General features: G+C 44.0%; 15 protein-coding genes. 7 read left to right on the plus strand and 8 right to left on the minus strand.

Annotation, left to right across the window (positions count from 1 at the left end):
• Positions 1-189: 189 nt before the first annotated feature.
• Entirely contained in the window at positions 190-1,119 is a 930-nt protein-coding gene (locus B2575_RS06945) for a pilin (RefSeq protein WP_045444200.1), read from the plus strand.
• A 73-nt stretch (positions 1,120-1,192) separates the two neighbouring features.
• Here B2575_RS06945 and B2575_RS06950 read toward each other — a convergent pair whose 3' ends face one another.
• The 8 genes from B2575_RS06950 to gmk all read right to left on the minus strand — a co-directional run bounded on the left by B2575_RS06950 (position 1,193) and on the right by gmk (position 12,769).
• Positions 1,193-3,079 carry a monovalent cation:proton antiporter-2 (CPA2) family protein gene (locus tag B2575_RS06950; protein WP_055124702.1) on the minus strand — a complete coding sequence of 629 codons (1,887 nt, stop codon included), beginning with the start codon at positions 3,077-3,079 and terminating at the stop codon, positions 1,193-1,195.
• A 75-nt stretch (positions 3,080-3,154) separates the two neighbouring features.
• Complete coding sequence (locus tag B2575_RS06955; RefSeq protein WP_296240776.1) at positions 3,155-3,859, minus strand: hypothetical protein; 705 nt, start codon at positions 3,857-3,859, stop codon at positions 3,155-3,157.
• A gap of 590 nt (positions 3,860-4,449) precedes the next feature.
• Positions 4,450-5,640, minus strand: coding sequence for a cation diffusion facilitator family transporter (locus tag B2575_RS06960; protein WP_296240778.1), 1,191 nt, complete (start codon positions 5,638-5,640; stop codon positions 4,450-4,452).
• A gap of 267 nt (positions 5,641-5,907) precedes the next feature.
• Entirely contained in the window at positions 5,908-8,193 is a 2,286-nt protein-coding gene (locus tag B2575_RS06965) for a primosomal protein N' (protein ID WP_296240779.1), read from the minus strand.
• 248 nt (positions 8,194-8,441) lie between these two features.
• Positions 8,442-8,822, minus strand: coding sequence for a RidA family protein (locus tag B2575_RS06970; protein WP_055124699.1), 381 nt, complete (start codon positions 8,820-8,822; stop codon positions 8,442-8,444).
• A gap of 236 nt (positions 8,823-9,058) precedes the next feature.
• On the minus strand, positions 9,059-11,257 hold the full coding sequence (locus B2575_RS06975) for a RelA/SpoT family protein (protein ID WP_201581965.1): 2,199 nt from the start codon (positions 11,255-11,257) through the stop codon (positions 9,059-9,061).
• 427 nt (positions 11,258-11,684) lie between these two features.
• The gene (gene rpoZ / locus B2575_RS06980; protein ID WP_045444217.1) at positions 11,685-11,945 is read right to left on the minus strand and encodes a DNA-directed RNA polymerase subunit omega; all 261 of its coding nucleotides are present in this window, start codon (positions 11,943-11,945) and stop codon (positions 11,685-11,687) included.
• 197 nt (positions 11,946-12,142) lie between these two features.
• The gene (gmk, locus tag B2575_RS06985; protein ID WP_296240783.1) at positions 12,143-12,769 is read right to left on the minus strand and encodes a guanylate kinase; all 627 of its coding nucleotides are present in this window, start codon (positions 12,767-12,769) and stop codon (positions 12,143-12,145) included.
• 482 nt (positions 12,770-13,251) lie between these two features.
• On the opposite strand from gmk, the gene ispH reads away from it, so the two are divergent.
• The 6 genes from ispH to B2575_RS07015 all read left to right on the plus strand — a co-directional run.
• Complete coding sequence (gene ispH, locus B2575_RS06990) at positions 13,252-14,208, plus strand: 4-hydroxy-3-methylbut-2-enyl diphosphate reductase (RefSeq protein ID WP_045444223.1); 957 nt, start codon at positions 13,252-13,254, stop codon at positions 14,206-14,208.
• A 52-nt stretch (positions 14,209-14,260) separates the two neighbouring features.
• On the plus strand, positions 14,261-14,506 hold the full coding sequence (locus tag B2575_RS06995) for a hypothetical protein (RefSeq protein ID WP_250163082.1): 246 nt from the start codon (positions 14,261-14,263) through the stop codon (positions 14,504-14,506).
• A 14-nt stretch (positions 14,507-14,520) separates the two neighbouring features.
• Positions 14,521-15,339 carry a thioesterase family protein gene (locus B2575_RS07000; protein ID WP_250163081.1) on the plus strand — a complete coding sequence of 273 codons (819 nt, stop codon included), beginning with the start codon at positions 14,521-14,523 and terminating at the stop codon, positions 15,337-15,339.
• Positions 15,340-15,739: 400 nt separating this feature from the next.
• The gene (locus B2575_RS07005; protein ID WP_280513819.1) at positions 15,740-17,272 is read left to right on the plus strand and encodes a catalase; all 1,533 of its coding nucleotides are present in this window, start codon (positions 15,740-15,742) and stop codon (positions 17,270-17,272) included.
• A 257-nt stretch (positions 17,273-17,529) separates the two neighbouring features.
• Entirely contained in the window at positions 17,530-19,503 is a 1,974-nt protein-coding gene (gene htpG, locus B2575_RS07010; RefSeq protein WP_296240788.1) for a molecular chaperone HtpG, read from the plus strand.
• Positions 19,504-19,849: 346 nt separating this feature from the next.
• Positions 19,850-20,946: C13 family peptidase (locus B2575_RS07015; protein WP_296240806.1), on the plus strand; the 1,097-nt coding region annotated here is incomplete at its 3' end.

Consider the following 20,946-nt stretch of genomic DNA (forward strand, 5'->3'; position numbering starts at 1 on the left):
AAAAGAGTGAAAGCGTTGACCTTGTTTGACGTATCACATATAGATTGCCATTCGGCTGCCTTGACGCTCTTTTACATTGAATTAGCGGTATTTATCTGTCGTTTTACTGTTCTGCACATCGGTTTTGGCGTTATCATATAAAGTGAGTAATGGATTTAAATTTTTCTTCATCGTTAATAGGGGTCATCTATGCTATTTATCGAGACGGATTCGCCGCCCCCTTTTTACCAAGAACAGCTGACTCCTGCTAAGCGTACACAACTTGATAAATGGTTCATCGGTCACCGTAGCCAGCATTATTATCTAAAACGCTTTGAGCAGTTCGATGCACAAGGTTATCTTTCGCCAAAATGGCATTGGGCAGCATTTTTTGTGACGTTTCCTTGGCTCCTCTATCGCAAACGCTATATGGATGCGATTGTCTATAGCGTGGCTGGCTGGTCGTTTATTCAGCTCAATGTGGCACTGGTATTGGTTGCGTTTGAATTTTTGGCAATGTCCTTCATCCCTGATGCTTACCAGATGGCGACACGCATAGGTATAGCCGCGATCATTTGGTTATTTTGGTCGTTCATGGTGGCGCGTTGGACGGATGCGTATTATTACCGCATGGCGCGACGTGAGATTGCAGATGCTATCGATGATTATCCGCGTGATGAAGCAGCGCAAAAGGTGCATCTGCGCCGAGAAGGTGGGGTCAGTTTATTTGGGTTAGGATTGGGGTTTGGTATTTTTGCTTTTGCTTTAATGGTCATTAAGATACAGTTTCTGCCAATTATTGCCAAGCCAAAAGCCAATGAAGTGCTGTTCGATGCGTATGATATAGCCAAAACGGCACAAAATCGTGTGGCACTGATTTATCAACAGACAGGGCAATGTCCAATGGATTTGCCTATCGATACAGGCACTCAGCAGATACGAATTGATATCGATAAAGAGGCCGCTGGCGTAGTAGAAACGGATTGTGCAGTCATTGCGACCATACAAAATGTTCAGTTCCCTATCCGCTATCTAAATCAGCAGACACTGGTTTTTTACCATGTGCCAGACAGCGATAGTTGGAACTGTACAAGTTCACTAAATAAGAAACTGGCACCAGCAAGCTGTATGCCCGATTAGGGCATGTTTGATGATTTAACCATGACACTGACTATTTGTGAATCATCAAACACGCTTTAAAATATATAAATATTTAGGTGTTAGAGTCAGTTGCAACATCGTCCTTTTTATCAACGGGTGTTGCTTTACTTTTTAGCGCGTCATAAAAATCTGTTAAGTCCATTTTTCGGGCTTTATCAATGTCTTCATCAAACAAGCTTTCTAGCTCTGCCATCGCTGATTGTGCGGATTCAATCATGCTGGCTTCATCATCGTAGATCGCTTGCTGACGTTCAATCAAGTCATCGTCGTAATCGCGGAAGGTTTGCACCGTCTCGCGCGCTTTTTCTGGTGAGATGCCAAGCAGTTGTAGCGACTCACGCGACATATCCAAGGATGATAGGTAAGTCTCACGCCAAATATGACGCACACCGACCTCACGCAATCGATAATAATGCTGACGGTCACGTGCCCGTGCCAAGACAATCAAGTCTGGATAGTTTTTACGTAAGTATTGAGCCGTGGTGATAGAGCGCTCTAAATCATCGATGGCTAAAATAAACACACGGGCTTTTTTAATACCAGCCGCGCGCAATATCTCAGGGTTTTTTGGGTCGCCGTAATAGACTTGGTTACCAAATTTACGAACGAAATCGACGCGATTCGCTGAGCGTTCAATGGCGGTAAATTCGATGTTGTGCATGCGTAGTACACGACCGATAATCTGACCAACGCGCCCAAAGCCAGCAATAATGACTTGATGTTCATGATCGGGGATGGCATCGTATTCGCGGCTGGGTTTGCTTTTGGCAAATAACGGCTCACCGATTTTCTCAAGTAACAAAAATGCCAACGGTGTGAGTGCCATGGAGATAGTGACGATAAGGTTCAGAGTGTTGGCAAGCTCAGGTCGCAACACATTTTGAGCAGTAGCAACACTGAATAAAACAAAAGCAAATTCACCACCTTGAGCGAGCGTCACACCCAGTCTTATACTGGTTGGCCAGCGATTGCCTGATATCTTTGCAATGGCGGTAATGACACCAAATTTGATAGCCATCAATGCCATTGCACAGCCGATGATAAAGATAGGTTTTGCCAAGATAAGTTTGACATCAGTCAGCATACCGACCGACATAAAAAACAAGCCAAGTAGCAATCCTTTAAATGGCTCAATACTGGCTTCTAGCTCATGGCGATACTCAGAATCTGCGAGCAGTACCCCTGTCAAAAAAGCACCCAATGCCATGGATAAACCAATTTGACCCATCAAAATAGACACACCCATCACGATAAATAGCGCAACGGCGGTCAGCAGTTCTGATGCACCACTAGAGGCTACAAACTTAAAGAAGGGACGAACGACATAACGACTAGCAAAAATCAGTCCAGCAAAAACCGCAAAAACTTTGCCAAAATAAATCAAATCATAACTTTGTTCGCGCACCCCTGATAGGAAAGGAATGACGGCTAACAAAGGGATAACTGCAATATCTTGGAATAATAAAATCGTGAACGCTTCACGACCGTGGGTGCTAGAAAGCTGCTGTTTTTCAGTCAGTATTTGTAGTACAAAAGCTGTGGACGACAAGGCAAGGCCAAAACCGACGATAAAAGCAGTATCGAGCTGTAAGCCAAAAATTTGATGTAACAGCCCCATTAATAATGTGCCAGTCAGACCGACTTGTAAACCACCGAGGACAAATATCGAACGCCGCAGTGCCCATAATCGTGAGGGTTGCAGCTCAAGTCCGATAATGAATAGCAGCATGACCACGCCAAACTCAGAGAAGTGCAACAAGCTCTCAGCATCGCCTGCGACGTCTAGACCACTGGGCCCCAATATCAATCCTGTAATGAGATAACCTAAGACCGTCGCAATGCCAAAACGTTTACCAAGGGGTACAAAGAGCAGGGCTGCTCCTAAGAAGATTGTAGCTTGTAACATTAAATTTGGTGAGCCGGTGGCGGCAGCGAACATCTGGAATCCTTAGCAGTCATGATAAAATAAGCGGTACAATACGGGCATGGCAAAAATAAAAAATCTTAGCATACGTTATTTTTTACGATAAATCTTCCACACACCATTATCGGCAAGTGGATTGTTATAAGCATCGTTACGACGCTTACGCGGGGTCTGGCGACTGTCTACGATTTTGAAATCGGGCAGCGCATGGACGATAAGCCCCGTTCGATAAAAACGCACGCGTTCAGGCTCCAGCATCTCGCCATTGCTATCACGGCAAAATACATAGGCGCGCAAATCAATAAATTCACGATGCGCCACCAAACGCGCCTCATCATCATTATCAAATACGGCACTCATACGCGCAATTTCATCAGCACTATAATCACCACACTTATCAGTAAGCGCACCGACCGAACCGAAGCTTTTGGATTCTTTTGCACGGGTCTTGGTCAAATGTAGCCTTTGCACATGATAGATAAATTGCGGTATCCCAAGGCTGGCTGGTAGCGGCAGATGATCGGGCGGTAGATTGGCAGCAGGATAAAACGCTATGGCGCGCTCAAGCAGATTATGCCAACGCTGCTGATAGGCTTGGACTTCGGCGATATTGCCTTCATAAATTGGCATGTCACGAACTTGACGCAAAATATCAGGCGGAAACTGCTCATCTCGAAAGCTAGCAATGTCTTCTTGCAGCGTCGATAACAATGCTTTGGCATGCTTTTTACCCTCTGCTGAGATAGGGTCATCAATGTGGCTTGGAGCAACAAAAGGAGCTGAGCGTCTCGACATGGCAGAAAATCATCCATTAGTGGTAAATTGGGTGTTTCAGCTTTAAGTATACAGAATTTATATGAAAAATATGGCGGTGAGGCTAAATTTCCCATCATTTTTAACGTGCCATTACAATGCTAAAAATCGGCGTGATATAATCTTATTTAAAATAAAGCCTGTTTATGTTGGCGCGTAAGAAGTTATATTCATGCATGATGATTCGTCCACTGATAGTAAGTTGCGCGGATTATTGAAGACTTTTAGCAAAATAATTTTAAGGATTTTCGGGGCAGGACTGGCGCGGTTATTTGGATCTTGGTCGCCGCTTACGTCATATATGGCAGCTGGTTATTTGACATCTGATTATGTAACGCACATCAGGACTGACGTATGAGATTTTTGGATTCGAATCATATTCTTATCGTTGGGGTTAGGTATTTAGTTAATAACAGCGCTTTGGCTAATGTGGTGCATATGGCGTTATGATTGCCGTCACTTGATAAAATGTCACCAATCATAGGCGACGTTTAAATTGATACTTGAATGAAAAATGGTCTTTTCAATGTTTAATGTCTGACTTTCAAAGTCTGATTTTCAATGCCTCATGCTTAATGATTGTGACCAATATGATTATTACCCTCTGTTTGTTGTTCTGAGATATCGCAGACCAGCGCATCGCTATGTGTCTCAGTTTGCGGATGTGATGCGCTTTCTACCTGAATGGTCGCATGATGGATGCCGAGTTCAAGCAAGCTTTGTTCTAAATTGGCAATCAATATGCTGGATTCATGAATACTCATCTCACCATCGACAACGACGTGACAAGATAAGGCATTTAGACCACTGGTAATACTCCAAACATGCAAATCATGGACTTCTTGTACTTGTGGATGGGTAAGCAGTTTTTTTTCGACATCCACTAAGGATATGCCTTCTGGCGTGCCTTCCATCAAAATATGTACGGAATCACGCACAACGCGATAACCACTAAATAATATCAGTATCGCGACAATCACCGAGGCCGCTGCATCCGCCCAAACCCAGCCGAAGCTCATCATCAAAAGCGCGGCAACAATAGCGGCAACCGAACCCATTAAGTCACTCAATACATGCAGGTAAGCACTTTGCATATTAAGATTGACCGGTGCTTTACTCGCATTTTTTCCTTGAGTGTCTTCAAGACTGCCTTTATGACTACCAGCATGACTGTGTCCATGTGCATCTCCACCACGACTGCCTCGATGCATCAGCCAAGCGACCAAAATATTGACCAACATACCGATAGTAGCAACGATAAGCATGCCTTGGGTAGCAATTTCAGGCGGTGAATTGAAGCGCTTAATCGCCTCATAAAAAATCATTAGCGCAATAATGACCAGCGTCGCACCATTGACTGTTGCGACTAAAATCTCAAAGCGTTTATAACCAAACGTCTTTTGATGAGTGGCTGCTTTTTCTCCAATTTTAAATGCCATCAGAGTGGCGCCAAGTGCGATTGCATCACTGAGCATGTGACCTGCATCAGATAATAGCGCCAAACTGCCAGTCAGCCAGCCACCGATGGCTTCAATAAACATATAGCCTGTGATAATGATAAAGCTAAACAGCAAAGTACGCTGATAGCCCTTGGTATCTCGCGGGGCTGTTGTTTGCTCTAAGTGTTCATCGTGATCGTGAGAGGCTTGATTGTCATGAGTGTAGTTGCTCTCATCATCTTTATGCAGATGGTTAGCCACATTAACAGTATCATTCTGATGAGAATGATTGCCTTGTTCAGCGTTTGATTTATTTTGACTCATAACAACACTCAGAATGACAGAAGAGGAAATTTGATTGCTTATAAGGCTGGGCTTGCTGTACGCGGACTAGCCAGATATAAAGAATTTAGCATATTTAATAAATGCTTGCTGTATCTAGGCAGTAAACCATTGGTTACTATTTCGAATAGCGTTCTTTAGGGTGTGTCCTCAATTCAATCAACTATCCTCTAAATGGGCACAAGCCCTAGTAGCGGACAGCGATAAAGTGATAATCCGAATTGAAGAGTGATGGTTAGGCGTTGGCGGCTACCAACCAACAGGGTCGATATCCAGGGTCAGCTTCAGATATTTGGCGCTTGGAAGGGCAAGTACAGGCTGCCACCAATGCTGTAATACCCGATGCAATTGCTGTCTGTCTTTGCCTAAAAGTAGCAGTTGTACGTGGTAACGGCTATTCTTTTTGCTCATTGGTGCATCGATAGGTCCTAGTACGGCGAGATTATGACCATTTGGCAAAATGGCAATCGCATCTTTAAGGGCTTGCGTCGTGGCGGCAAGGGTTTTGCCTTCACAGCGTATCAAGGCAGCATAGCTATGCGGTGGTAAACCCATCATTTTACGCTCTTGCAATAGCTCGCGAGCAAAAAACAAATAACCATCTTTGACCAGTTTCAATAATAATTCATTGTCTGGTTGCAGCGTTTGAATGAGTACACGACCAGATTTATCACCGCGACCGGCACGTCCTGCGACCTGAATCATCAATTGCGCAGTATGTTCCGGCGAGCGAAAGTCGGCGGACAAGAAACCACGATCGGCGTTTGGTAAGCAGACAAGCGTAACATTAGGGAAATGATGACCTTTGGCGACCATCTGCGTGCCAACCAAGATGGCAGGATTACCTTGATTGATACGCTGATAGATATTCTCCCAACTGTCTTTACGTCTGGTGGTATCGCGATCGATTTGGATAATGGGATATAGCTCTTTGCTGGTTTGCGGATTGGCAAAAATCGCATGCAGGTTTTCGCTGAGCCTCGTCGTGCCCATCCCTTTGGCATCCAAATTTTGACTGCCACAATCCGGGCAAACTGTCGGAATATAAGCTTGCCAGTCGCAGTGGTGGCATTTTAAATAGGAGCTACTATAAGCGTTGTGTTGGGACTGGCTATTGTAATGAACGGTTAGATGCGCGTCGCAGCGCGGACAATCTGCTTGCCAACCGCAAGCTTCGCATAGCAAAACTGGCGCATAGCCGCGACGGTTTAAAAATATTAATACTTGATCGCCCGCTTCTAGCGTTTGCCGTATTGCCCCAATCAGCACATCGGTCAGCCCAGTATCATAGCGCGCGCCTTCGTCCGTCGTTTGTTGATGAGTACTTTTCAGGCGCGCATCAATCAGCTGCATGGTTGCAAGCTTCGCATTACCGGGACGAGTTTGCAGTTGGCACTCCACCAGCTTACCGTCATCGACCAGTTTTAGATGCTCAAGAGATGGCGTCGCCGTACCCAATACGACAGGGATATTGGCTTGTAGTCCACGATACAGCGCGACGTCAGCGGCATGATAGCGCAAGGTATCTTGCTGCTTATAAGAACCATCATGCGCTTCATCAACGACAATTAAGCCCAAATCTGCAAAGGGATAGAGCACTGCTGAGCGCGTGCCAATAATGATTTGAGCATGACCGGTACGGCAATCTTGCCAACCTTGTAAGCGATGAGTATTGTTCATGCCAGAATGCAATAAGACAATGTGAGCGGCAAAGCGACTGGCGAAACGCGCACGCGTTTGCGGTGTCAATCCAATCTCTGGTACCAAAATCAATACCTGCTTGCCAGCGTCCAATACGGCTTGCATCGCTTGCAGATAGACTTCTGTCTTGCCACTACCAGTGATGCCATTTAATAAAAATCCCGTGTAGCGATTGGCTTCATGAGCCGCAATAATGGCGGTAACGGCGAGTTGTTGCTCGTCATTGAGATCAAGGGGCATTTTTGCTAATTTAACAGGCGCAGGTGCTTGTTTGGTCTGAATATAGCGCTCGATTAAACCTTTGTCTTCGAGCGCCTTTAAAAAACTCCTCTCCATGCCCTCTAGTAATAAAACATCTTCACTCGCGCCGCGCTCGCCATGCAGCTTAAGCATATCAAATTGTTGTTTTTGTTTTTTGGCGTTGGCACGAAAGTCATCGTCGCTTACCTGCGGCAAAATTCGCCAATGGGTAATCAGTAAATCCAGCGGCTTACCTTGACGAACGAGCGTTGGCAGCATGACTGCTAAAACGTCACCAAGCGGGTAGTGATAATAACGCGCCAGCCAATGTGCCAGCTTTAGCATACTGGCGTCCAAAATAGGCTCAGCATCTAAGCATTTATTGATAGGTTTTAGCTTATTAAGTGGCACGCTGCTATTTGCTTCTGGAATATGAGCGACGACGATACCGATTAAAGTTTGACGACCAAAGGATACTTCGACACGGCAGCCAATATGAGGTAAAGAAGGGCTTGAGAAGGCGTTTATATCTGCTGGTATGCTATAGTCAAATCCCCGATAAAGGGGCACGGGTAGAGCAACTTGTACCAACATAGAATGCGTTCCCAGTTTCAGGTAAATGGTTTTTGGATAAACAGTTTTTAGATAAATGGTCTTTAGATAACCAGCTTTTAGATATCTAGATTGTAATATTGATAAGAATAATAGCAATAAGCCCAAATATTGATATTTGGGCTTACTCTGGCCTTACTTTTTAGCAGTGGCTTTTTTGGCGTAATGACTTGAGAATTAAGTGCGTCTATGTATTAAGCCTTACTATTTACATGATGATATGGCTTAAGTTACTCAATATATAAAATTGACTCAATCTCGACCACACCGCCTTTAGGTAACGCCGCTACTTGGACGGCTGCACGGGCAGGATATGGCTCGCTCAAATTGGCAACAAACACGTCGTTTAGTGCCGCAAAATCACTCAAATCAGTCAATGACACGTTAAATTTAACTACGTCATTTAAGCTGCCACCAGCCGCTTCACAGATGGCTTTGATGTTTTCGAACACTTGCTCAGCCTGTGCTTTAAAACCTTCTTTTAATTCCATGGTATCAGGGTCAAAACCCAATTGTCCTGAAATATAGACGGTGTTACCGACTTTGACGGCTTGTGAATAAGTACCAACGGCAGCAGGTGCTTTATCAGTTTGAATGGTTTGACGAGTCATATTATATCCTTTTTATCTTTTTCTGGTTTGGTAGGTAAGGGCGCATTATTCATCATTTACATCTCGTTTTTCACCATACAAATGATGACACGCTCTACGTTTATTTGCTAAAAATCAAAAAACACAGTTTATCATTATTTCAGGTCTTTCTAAAATTTTCTAAATCCATTATTCAATGTTCTATTGAGTGAGTGTTGGTGGCAATTTATCACGCGCACTACACCTTGTTACCAGCACTACAGCTGATACAGCCTGATGATGTTTGGGAAACCTAGCAAGGAGCGTAGCTCGCGAATGCCTTGTGCTAGATGATTGCGACTGCGAACGATGATATGGATGATGGTGTCACTGCTACGCACATCTACTTTTTCTACCCCTATATTTAATTGGCGTAAATGATAGATGACTTCAGTAATCTGTTCGTCGCTGAGGGCAATAGATAGTTTTAAATAGGCTGGAAAGCGAATTTTTCCGGTATTTTTTATGTCATACTCGCCAGCGTCACCTTGTTTTACGGCCTTGTCATTACGCCAGCGCAGTTGTATAACCTGATAAGGATTGTCTTTACGAATATCGTCAAGTGAAAAGCACTTGTGTCGATGAACAACCAGACCGTGACGGGACAAGTGACCGACAATAGGGTCACCATAAATAGGATGACAACAATTGGCAAAATCAAGCTCAACCCCAGACGCATTGACTATCAGCTGCTGTGGTTGGGTCATATCATCGCTGTGTTCTTGTGCTTGCAAATCATTGACTTCATCGCTAAACAAGCGAGTTACTACCAGCTGTGGTAATAACGTACCAGAGCTTATTTGCTCGAATAGTTCGGATTTTTCGGTCAAGCCACGCCATTCAGTGAGGTTTTTCCAATCACTATCGGTTAAGTCATCGAGACTTTTTTGATAGGTTTTTAGCGCCCGATCTAAGGCTTGTTGACCATGGTGTTGCTTATCAGCAGGAGACAAGTCTTTAAACCAACGCAAAATCTCTTCACGCGCTTTATTGGTCACGACAAATCCTAGCCATTCTGCTTTTGGTTCTGAGTGGCTATTGACTTCTATTTCAACCAGCTGCCCATTCTTAACGACTGTGCCAAGTTTGGCTTTTTTGCCATCGATATTGGCGCCAACGGCTACATTGCCGACCATCGGTCCGACAGCGTAAGCAAAGTCTAGCGCGGTTGCGCCTTGTGGTAGCTCATAAGCGCGACCCTTTGGACTATAGCAGATGATTTTACTGGAGTGTAGGTAATCCATCAGCTCATTAATGGTAGAGACTGCCGCTGAAAAGTCTGGGCTATTTTCATCTAAGCTGTCTTCATCGACCAAGTCTTTCATATTGCGTAATGAGGCTTGGATAACCGATTGGCTAACGTCTGAGGCATGCTCTGCACCAATGACACCAAGCCGCGCTGCGCTTTGCATTTGCTTGGTCAAAATCGTCACTTTGACGACATCGTTATCGCGCTCATAGATAAGCGTGAGTGATTGATTGCCACCCGGTAGCGGACGACGAATATTATCAGCGATATGAGAGTCATCAATCTGGTATTTTTTAATTAAGTAATAGGCCAGCTTGTCACAGGCTTCGACATTATCGAGGACAATCTCAAAGGCATAATGACGGAGTAGAGCATTGATTTCACCGCGATTGCGGAAAAACTGACGGTAGATGACCACGCGATTGTCTAAAACTTTAACCAGACCATTCAACCCCAAATTATTGAGGACAATACTCAAGTAGCGATGGATGGCCTCTCTTTGAAAGTTACGCCCAAGCCCGTGCTGTAGTAGCTTGTCAGACAGTTTGTTGTACATGTCAGAATCAAGATTACGATAACAGAGCACCTCGATATAATCGGCAATATCATTAAGACCCATTAGCCGCGCAAAAGGCACATAAAAATCCAACGTTTCTTGTGCTGTGGTGCGTTGTTTTTCTGGGCGTACTGCATCCAGTGTCGACATATTATGTAAGCGGTCAGCAAGCTTAATAATCAATACGCGTGGGTCGGCAAGGGTGGCTGTCAAAATTTTATGAAAGGTGGCTGCTTTGTTTTGCTGTTTATTGTGTGAGGACGACTTTAGCTTAGTCACACCGTCGACCAGTCTCGCCACTATTTTGCCATAGCGCTGCTCAATCTGCTCATCGCTCACCTCGGTGTCTTCGACCGTATCATGCAAAATCGCTGCAATAATCGTATCTCGATCCAAACGAAAACCTGCCAGTATCTCGGCCACCGCAATCGGGTGGGTGATATAAGGCTCTCCTGATTTACGCTTATCTTTGATGTGCGCAATATCACCGAACTCACAGGCATCAATAATATCACGGCGTTCAGCAGCAGTGAGGTAACCTACTGAGCGCAGTAAATTGTATTGAGCCTCATCGACTAAATGATGGCTGAGTTTGGGTAAGGTTTGACTCATAAAGTAACGATCCTATTTTCCATTACCTGTTTGCCTGACTGTCTATCTATCGGGTAAATGGTGACTGAATGAATGCTGGAATACTATAAATATAAAAAATATCGAGAAAAAAGATAAAAATAGGTAGACCATCCTCTAATTAATCGTAAATCGCATTCAATGTCAACTGCTAAGCGAACAGGTGCTATAAAAATTTAGAAATTCTAACTCAATGGTAGGTTTTCAGGTATAAATGGTGACTAAAACAGTCAAAGCAATATCAAAGCAATATCACAGCAACCAGTTATTACAACCAAAAAACCACAGCCTATGCTGTGGTCTCTCGTCAATATGTCATCACTGTATGTATTTGTCTTATAAGGCAGTGGTTAGCTTTATAGGCTTCATACGACAAATCTTCAATGCTGTATCTTAATAATACAGTGTCTTAAAAACCATGATCGCCTGACAGTGCCAAATCTAATGAACTGGTGGCAAAGTTGTGCTCTGGCTGATTTAGGATATCGCGAGTGATTTTACCAGCAGCGATTTCACGCAATGCCAATACCGTAGGCTTGTCATTATCCACATCAACCAATGGTTCTGCGATACCTTTGGCCAATTGACGTGCGCGTTTGCTTGCCACCAAAATCAGTTCAAAGCGATTATCAACATTATCCAAACAATCTTCAATCGTCACTCGTGCCATATGTAGCTACCTCGGTTGTTTTTATTAGTCACGGAGCTTGCCCGCCACTCAATAAAAATAATATCAAAATATAAAGGGGGATAGCGAGACATTATAGCATTTTTTGCCCAGCCGCGTAGTTGCTTTTTGCGTGTCTATTAACGTATCTATTAATAAGCGCTCATCGACTGAGTTGACAGTAGTATTTTGCTATTGCTTTACTCTTCCACTTTATTACTAAGTAAATTGCTGATGGTGCGATGATACCGCTGCTGTTGACGCTTAAGCGTCTGCCTGTCCGCCACGATAATGGCTTTTAGCTCAGTCAAAGCGACCTCAAAATTGTCATTAATAATCACAAAATCAAAATGGACATATTGCGCCATCTCAGTCACTGCGCCAGCCAGACGTTGCTCTATTACCTCCATAGTATCTTGCCCACGCGTCGATAGACGCTGACGTAAAGTGGCAATACTTGGCGGTAAAATAAAAATCATAATGGCGTCAGTAAAGATTTTTTTGACTTGTAGTGCGCCCTGCCAATCAATCTCTAAAATAACATCGACGCCTGCTTCTAACTGCGTCCGCACGCTTTGCTCCGAGGTGCCATAGTAATTACCAAAGACCTCAGCATGTTCTAAAAACTTGTTTTCACCGATGGCAATCACAAATTTTTCGACATCGGTAAAATGATAATGATGACCATCAATCTCGCCGGGACGCGGCGTGCGCGTAGTGTGTGATACGCTGACGGTTAAGTCGTTAGTCGTGGCAAGTAGCTGCTTTACCAGTGAGGTTTTGCCCGTACCTGAGGCGGCAGTAATAATAAATAATGAACCTGTCATACAATGTGTCCTAATGGAGTGTGTGCTAGTCAAATCTGTGCGAGTAAAAGAGCCAAAGCTGTTTTAGTAAACAATTCAAAACTGGTAAAAAGAAAAATCGCCATCATGTATGGCGATAGACATTGTCATCGATGCACTATTATAAACTGCTTTTGTGGCTTTTATTTTAATTAAAGCCGCCTTTGATCAGTCGTTATCATCGAAGCGATGTAAAGATGGCATAGGGTGACTCAGTATAAATCACATTTTTGCTGCATTAAGTGCAGTTAACGCTGCCACTATGGATAAATACTTTGAACGTATGAATATGTGTGTGCTTCTAGTTAAAACAGCCTCTAGTACCGTGCTATTTTCAAAGGCAATAAAAGTAAATTATGCTAAAGTAGCGTAATGAATTCATCCCAAATTTATTATTAAAGCTTTTGACAGTAATGTTGTGTATTTAAGCTTTAATAATAAATTATCTAATGATAGGCCCTCTTATGCAAATTTATCTTGCCAATCCACGTGGATTTTGTGCTGGTGTGGATCGCGCGATTGCGATTGTGAACGAAGCATTGACACGTTTTGAACCGCCCATTTATGTCCGTCACGAGGTGGTACATAACAAATTTGTCGTCTCTGATTTGGCCAATCGCGGTGCGGTTTTTGTGGAAGAGCTTCATGAAGTGCCAGATGGCTCTATCGTTATTTTTTCTGCTCATGGCGTATCAAAAGCTGTCGAAGATGAGGCTGAGCGCCGCGATTTGACCGTATTTGATGCCACTTGTCCGCTGGTCACTAAGGTACATATCGAAGTCGCTAAATTTGCGCAAGAGGGTATGGATGCGGTATTGATTGGGCATGCTGGACATCCTGAAGTGGAAGGCACGATGGGGCGCTTTAACCGTCGCCACGGCGGTCACATTCATTTGGTTGAAAACGAAGCCGATGTGGCAGCATTGAGCGTACAAAATGCTGAACGTTTGGCATTTGTTACCCAAACAACCTTGTCGATGGATGACACCGCGCGCGTCATCGATGCACTGCGTGAAAAATTCCCTAGTATCCAAGGTCCGCGTAAAGACGATATCTGTTATGCCACGCAAAACCGCCAAGATGCGGTAAAAGACTTAGCCAGTCGCTGTGAGGTGGTCTTGGTGGTCGGCTCGCCCAATTCATCAAACTCTAATCGTCTGCGTGAGCTGGCTGAGCGGATGAATTGCCGTGCGTATTTAATCGACAATGCCAGTGAGATGGATAAAAGCTGGTTGGATGGTGTGCAGAGTATCGGCGTCACTGCTGGCGCATCAGCACCCGAAGTACTGATTCAAGAAGTGCTACAGCAGTTGCAAGATTGGGGTGGTGATTTACCGAGTGAGCTATCAGGCATCGAAGAAAATGTCACTTTCAGTCTGCCTAAAGCCTTGCGTATCCCAGTCACCCAAGTGGGTAAGTAGATAAGGCTTTGTACAAAACATCTAATAGGTAACGTATAGTAGGTAACGCAAAATGAAAAAGCAAAAAAAAGGATTTGTATTGGCAGAAGCCACTCTCGGTGAGGTTAACAATCAATTGAAAGTGAATTTGTTTGTCATCGTGGTGGTGGGATTCGTGTTAGGCAGTAATATTCTGCATTTTATGCGAGAAAAGAATGTTTTTTATGGCGTATTAATTGCCGCGATGGTCGTTGCGTTATTTTTTGTCATTAAGAGTCGACAGGTTCTTAAATTAAAACAACAAGAGCTTATCAAATAAATCATAGGACAGTCATGTCAGCTTATTATAACTTTATCAAACTCGAACAGCGAGAAGACGGCGTCAACGTCGCACATTATCAGCCAACCAAACATGCCCAAGGCGCTTGGAATGAGCATGAACAGCATATGGCGCCAGCGACAGGATTGCTCACGGCTGAGCTAAACAGTTATGCGCCGCAAGAAAACATGCGTATCGCTCGTATCAGTCTAGATATCTTAGGATTGATTCCACTGGATGACTTTACCATTACCACGCGTTGTATTCGTCCGGGCAAGACCATTGAGCTGATTGAAGCAGTCATGAGTAGTCGCGGTCGTGATGCGATTATTGCGCGGGCATGGCGTCTAATGACCCAAGATACCAGCGAGATTGCAGGCATTGAAGACCAAAAAGCGGTACATAAGCCCGAAGAATTGCCCATCTGGGAAGACATGAAAGGCTGGCCGGGCGGGTTTATTGAGAGTGTGCGCTTGGTCGCTGATGATACGCAGCGTCGCCCAGGACGTGGTATGGTCTGGATTACTAATGATTTGGATATGATCGAGGGCAAGCCAACTGATGACTTGGTGCATCTATTGGGCATGGTCGACACGGCCAATGGCGTTGTGCCGCGCCTTGGGCTTGGCTTGTCAGAATTAGAATGGATGTTTCCCAATACGGATTTGCAAATTCATATGCACCGCGCGCCGCAAGGTCGCTGGCTTGGCATCGAAGCGGTGCAGCAGTATGGCAATGATGGCATTGGCTTAACGAGCGCTGTGTTACATGACATCAATGGCCCTTTTGGTCGTAGTGAGCAAATTTTGACCATTCGTCCGATGCCGCGCTAATTGCTCTGTGGTATTTAATTAAGCTCTATTTGATATGGTCAATTCGCTTTAAAAAAGTGATAGCAAGGCTGATAGAGAGTGCTTGCACTGTTAATATTTATCGTTGTTAATAACAACCATCCTAAGGAATAAAGTATTTGCATGAGTAAAAAACAAGTTAAGTGGTTCTGAAAAACAAAACGAAAGCATGTAATTAATTAATTATACAAATCAATGGTAATGGGTTGTAATAGTATCTAACCACAGAACATGACTGTCATTAGACATTACTATGAAAAAAACAAACCGTTTTTCGAACAAGCTGACAACTATTCTGGAACTATTAATAGAAGCGTATTCAGAATAGGTTTTGTACTTTAACCCATTTGCTATTCACAGGAGTATGACTATGAACAACGATATGAACAATGATATGAGCGATAAAAAATGTCCTTATGCACCGACCCAATTGACCATGGGCAATGGCGCACCAGTAGCAGACAATCAAAACAGCATGACCGCAGGCAAACGCGGCCCATTATTGGCGCAAGATGTTTGGCTCAATGAAAAGTTAGGAAATTTCGTCCGTGAAGTGATTCCAGAGCGCCGTATGCACGCCAAAGGCTCTGGCGCATTTGGTACTTTTACCGTGACCAATGACATCACTAAATATACCCGTGCGGATATTTTTAGCGAAGTGGGTAAACAGACTGAGATGTTTGCGCGCTTTAGTACCGTCGCAGGTGAGCGCGGCGCGGCTGATGCTGAGCGCGACATTCGCGGTTTTGCTTTGAAATTCTACACCGAAGAAGGTAACTGGGATATGGTGGGAAATAATACACCTGTGTTCTTCTTACGTGATCCGCGCAAATTCCCAGACCTAAACAAAGCCGTCAAACGTGATCCACGTACCAATATGCGTTCGGCGACCAACAACTGGGACTTTTGGACTTTATTACCAGAAGCTTTACATCAAGTTACTATCGTTATGAGTGATCGCGGTCTGCCAGCCTCGTACAGAAATATGCATGGTTTTGGCTCGCATACCTATAGTTTTTGGAACGAAGCCAAAGAACGTTTTTGGGTAAAATTCCATTTCCGCACGCAACAAGGCATCAAGAACTTAACCGATGCAGAAGCGGCAGAGGTGGTTGGTTCTGATCGCGAGAGTCATCAAAAAGACTTGTACGATGCCATCGAAAATGGTGATTTCCCGAAATGGAAAATGTATGTGCAAATCATGCCAGAAGCTGAGGCGGATACCGTTCCGTATCATCCGTTTGACTTGACCAAAGTATGGCCAAAAGGTGATTATCCACTGATTGAAGTGGGTGAGTTTGAATTAAACAAAAACTCTGACAACTACTTTGTCGATGTGGAACAAGCCGCATTTGCCCCAAGTAATTTGGTACCGGGTATTAGTGTCTCACCAGATAAAATGCTGCAAAACCGCTTGGTTAACTATGCCGATGCTCAGCGTTATCGTGTTGGTGTCAATCATCAACAGATTCCGGTAAATAAGCCGCGTTGCCCTGTGATGAGCAATCATCGTGATGGTCAAGGCCGTGTCGATGATAACTATGGCAGTCGCCCGCATTATGAGCCAAACAGCTTTAGCCAGTGGCAAGAGCAGCCTGATTATGCTGAACCACCATTAAAAATTGACGGCTATGCGGCGCATTATGATTTCCGTGAAGACGATAGCGATTATTTTAGCCAACCTCGCGCATTGTTTAATTTAATGAGTGCTGAGCAACAACAAGTGCTCTTCGAAAACACAGCGAATAATATGGCTGGTGTGCCGGACTTTATTCAGTATCGCCACATTCGCAACTGTAACTGGTGTGATGCCGCTTATGGCGCAGGCGTTGCCAAAGCACTAGGCTTAACGGTTGAAGATGCGATGAATGCTCGTGAGTCAGATCCAGCGCTGCATTTGCCTAGCTGCTTATAGTTGATAGGTTTATCTAAAAATGTATTACTAAATCTATTTGCTAAACCTATTATCGATATAACGACACCGCCTTAGGAAACTAGCGCGGTGTTTTTTATTGAATTACGCCTTTGATCTTGAAATATTCTGCTGCGCCCCTATTAGTATAAACAGCTTAGCGGTATTTGAAATTGTGTTTTCTAATATATCTTTGAGTAAGTTTTATTTGAGTATCGCTATTTTATAATAAATTTTTGAGATAAATTAAAGGAGTTTTTATGAGTGAGCAAACCCAGACTGAGGGTACGAACCCTGAATTAAAAAAACATACCTTTGAGGCGGAAGTGGCGCAACTGCTGCATTTAGTGACCCATTCGCTTTATTCTAATTCTGATATCTTTGTGCGTGAGCTGGTCTCAAACGCCTCTGATGCTTGTGATAAATTGCGCTTTGAAGCGACCAATGATGACAGTCTTTATGAAGACGATGGCGAGCTAAAAATTCGCATTGCTGTCGATGAAGATGCCAAAACCATCACCTTTACCGACAACGGTATTGGCATGAATGAAGCAGATGCCATCGAAAACTTGGGTACGATTGCCAAGTCCGGTACTAAAGCATTTTTAGACAAGCTGTCTGAATCACAAAAGCAAGATGGTCAATTAATTGGACAGTTTGGTGTTGGTTTCTATTCAGGTTTTATCGTGGCCGATACGATTAGCGTTGAAACACGCAAAGCTGGCGAGCCTGCGGATAAAGGCGTACGCTGGGTATCTGATGGTACGGGTAGCTTTACGGTTGAACCTATCGCGAAAGAAACTCGTGGCACCGCCATTACTTTGCATTTAAAAGAGCAGTATTCTGAGGGTGAAGACAGCTATTTAGACCGTGGCAAAATTAAGCAGTTGGTTAATAAATACTCAGACCATATCAGCTTGCCGATTCAGATGCGTAAAGAAGTTTGGCAAGAAGATGTCAAAGAAGATGAGAACGACGACGCACCTGCTGGTGGCGAGATGGTATTGACCGATGAATGGGAAACTATCAACAAAGCCAGCGCGCTATGGACACGTACGGCATCTGAGATTGAAGATGAAGAGTATATCGATTTTTATAAAAATATCACCTATGACATGGACGCGCCACTAGCATGGACGCATAACCGTGTCGAAGGTCGTGTTCAGTATACTCAGCTATTGTATATTCCGAAAAAAGCCCCTGTCGATTTATATACTCGTGACCAGCAGCATGGACTAAAGCTATACGTGAAGCGCGTCTTTATTATGGATGAAGCTGAGCAATTATTGCCAATGTACCTGCGTTTCGTCAAAGGGGTCATTGATTCAGCCGACTTGCCATTGAACGTCAGCCGCGAGCTATTACAAGAGTCGCGTGATGTGAAGTCTATCCGCGATGGTAACGCCCGTCGTATTTTGACCTTGCTTGCAAGCCTTGCCAACAGTGAAGACAGTGATAAGCAAGAAAAATTTGCGCAGTTCTACGCCGAGTTTGGTGATGTTATCAAAGAAGGCGTTGGCGAAGACATGGGCAATCAAGAACGTATTGCCAAATTGCTCCGCTATGCGACCAGTACTCAGGATAGTGTGACGACCAGCTTTGAAGACTATAAAGCGCGTATGAAAGACGGTCAAAAAGCCATCTATTATCTCACGGCTGACAATCTAGCAGCTGCTAAAAATAGCCCACAATTAGAGCTGTTTAAAAAGAAAGGCATCGAAGTTATTTTGATGACCAGCCGTGTCGATGAATGGGCGATGAATTTCTTGACCTCATTTGATGAGACACCGCTACAAAATATCGCGAAAGGTGCCGTTGATTTGGGCGATTTGCAAGACGAAGCTGAAAAGGCGGAAGCAGAAAAAGCGCAAGAAACCATGAAGCCTGTTGTCGATAAACTTAAAGCAGCGTTAGGCGAACGTGCCAAAGATGTGAAAGTATCGACGCGTTTGGTTGATAGTCCTGCCTGCTTGGTCGTTGGTGAAGGCGAGCTATCACCACAAATGATTCAGATGCTTAAACAAATGGGTCAAGATGTGCCAGAAAGCAAGCCAACATTAGAGGTCAACCCTGATCATCCATTGATTAAAAAGTTAGAGACTAGCGAGCAATCTGACGTCGATTTTGATAAATTGGCGCAAGTGATTTTTGACCAAGCATTGTTAGCAGATGGCGGTCAGTTAGATGATCCAGCCGCTTATCTAAAACGTGTGAATGAGCTTTTGATGAGATAGTAGTGAGTCTTTGATACAGTCATTATTGAGAAAAAAGGAGGTCTTGGATTCAAGACCTCCTTTTTTATATGTTCTTAGCCAAATTTAAGCGAATTTTACAAATCAGCCTTATCCTCTTGACCGACAATCCGTTACAATCGCGTTATATTAGCGAGCTAAACTGCTTAGTCATACTTTTAGTCTTTGCTATTCGTCTCTTAAAATTATCTCATTGTGAATTGCATGTAATCTTGATGTCCATATGCTATATAAAAAATGTGAATTAATGACATTTCGTAGGTAGTTGCCACACCAAAAATCATCATCAACTCACTTTCTTTTCTCGACTGGCTAGAGGTCTAAGTCTTTGTCACTTGCGTCGTTAAAAACCGTATCGCTTCAGCGTTTTTCGCTCAATTTCGCTGCCAATATTATTGCAACCTTGTGGATGCTAGTAGGGTCGACGCGCGCGTTTTCTTGGGTAAAACCGACCTTTATTCAATTTGCTGTCTTTGCACTCTTAGCGCTCGGTAGCAACGTGCTTTTTTCGTGGTTGGCCGCGGAAAATGGCAGTATCTTTAATGAGCAAGGGTTGGTCAGCTACTTGATTTGGCCGATGATAATTTTATTGGGCGGCATCATTTTGGCACGGCGTTCTGGCAATCAAACGTTGGTGTTTGTGCCCGTGGTATTGTGGCTAGTGGCTGATACCTTATCTGCACTATTACAAAGTTTGGTGCAGTTTTTGGGCAGTTATGGTTGGTTGCCAGATTGGAGCTATTCACTTTTACCCATACTGTTTTTGGTGCTGTTTTTATGGCAGACCTTGGCGTTATTATGGATTTTTTCTCGTCGTCTACGCATACCGTGGTGGGAGCGGGTCATTGTATTGGTAGGTGCAGTCGCACTGTTGACGATTTGGCAGCGTAATGTCGCGGACCAGCCTATATTTAAGCAGATTCCTGTAGAGCCTGTTTTAGCAGAAGCGGCATTATATGAGCAGCCTCGTTTGTTACAGCAAGCATTAAATAGTATCGATCCCAGCACTTCGGGCAAGACCGACTGGTATTTTATGGGTGTGGCAGGATTCTCTGGTCAAGATGTTTTTCGCTCTGAGATTAATAAAGTGCGTGAGCTATTCGATGTGCGTTTTGGCACTAGTGGACATTCACTCTCGTTGATCAACAATACTTATAGTTGGCTTGATGAGCCAATCGCTACCAAAACCAGCATTCTGCGTGGATTAAAGAAAATTGGTCAGCAGATGAATGCCGATGAGGATGTGTTATTCCTAACCTTGTCTTCACACGGCAACGAAAATATCATTCAATTAGCAAATCCACCATTAGCAATGGAGAATCTAGACGCCGCATGGTTACGGGAGGCGCTAGACGCTTCAGGTATTCGCTGGCGGGTGATTGTGGTATCTGCTTGCTATTCAGGCTCATTTATCGATGAATTGGC

Source organism: Psychrobacter sp. UBA6739 (assembly GCF_002453835.1).
In the GTDB taxonomy this organism is placed as follows: Bacteria; Pseudomonadota; Gammaproteobacteria; order Pseudomonadales; family Moraxellaceae; genus Psychrobacter; species Psychrobacter immobilis_A.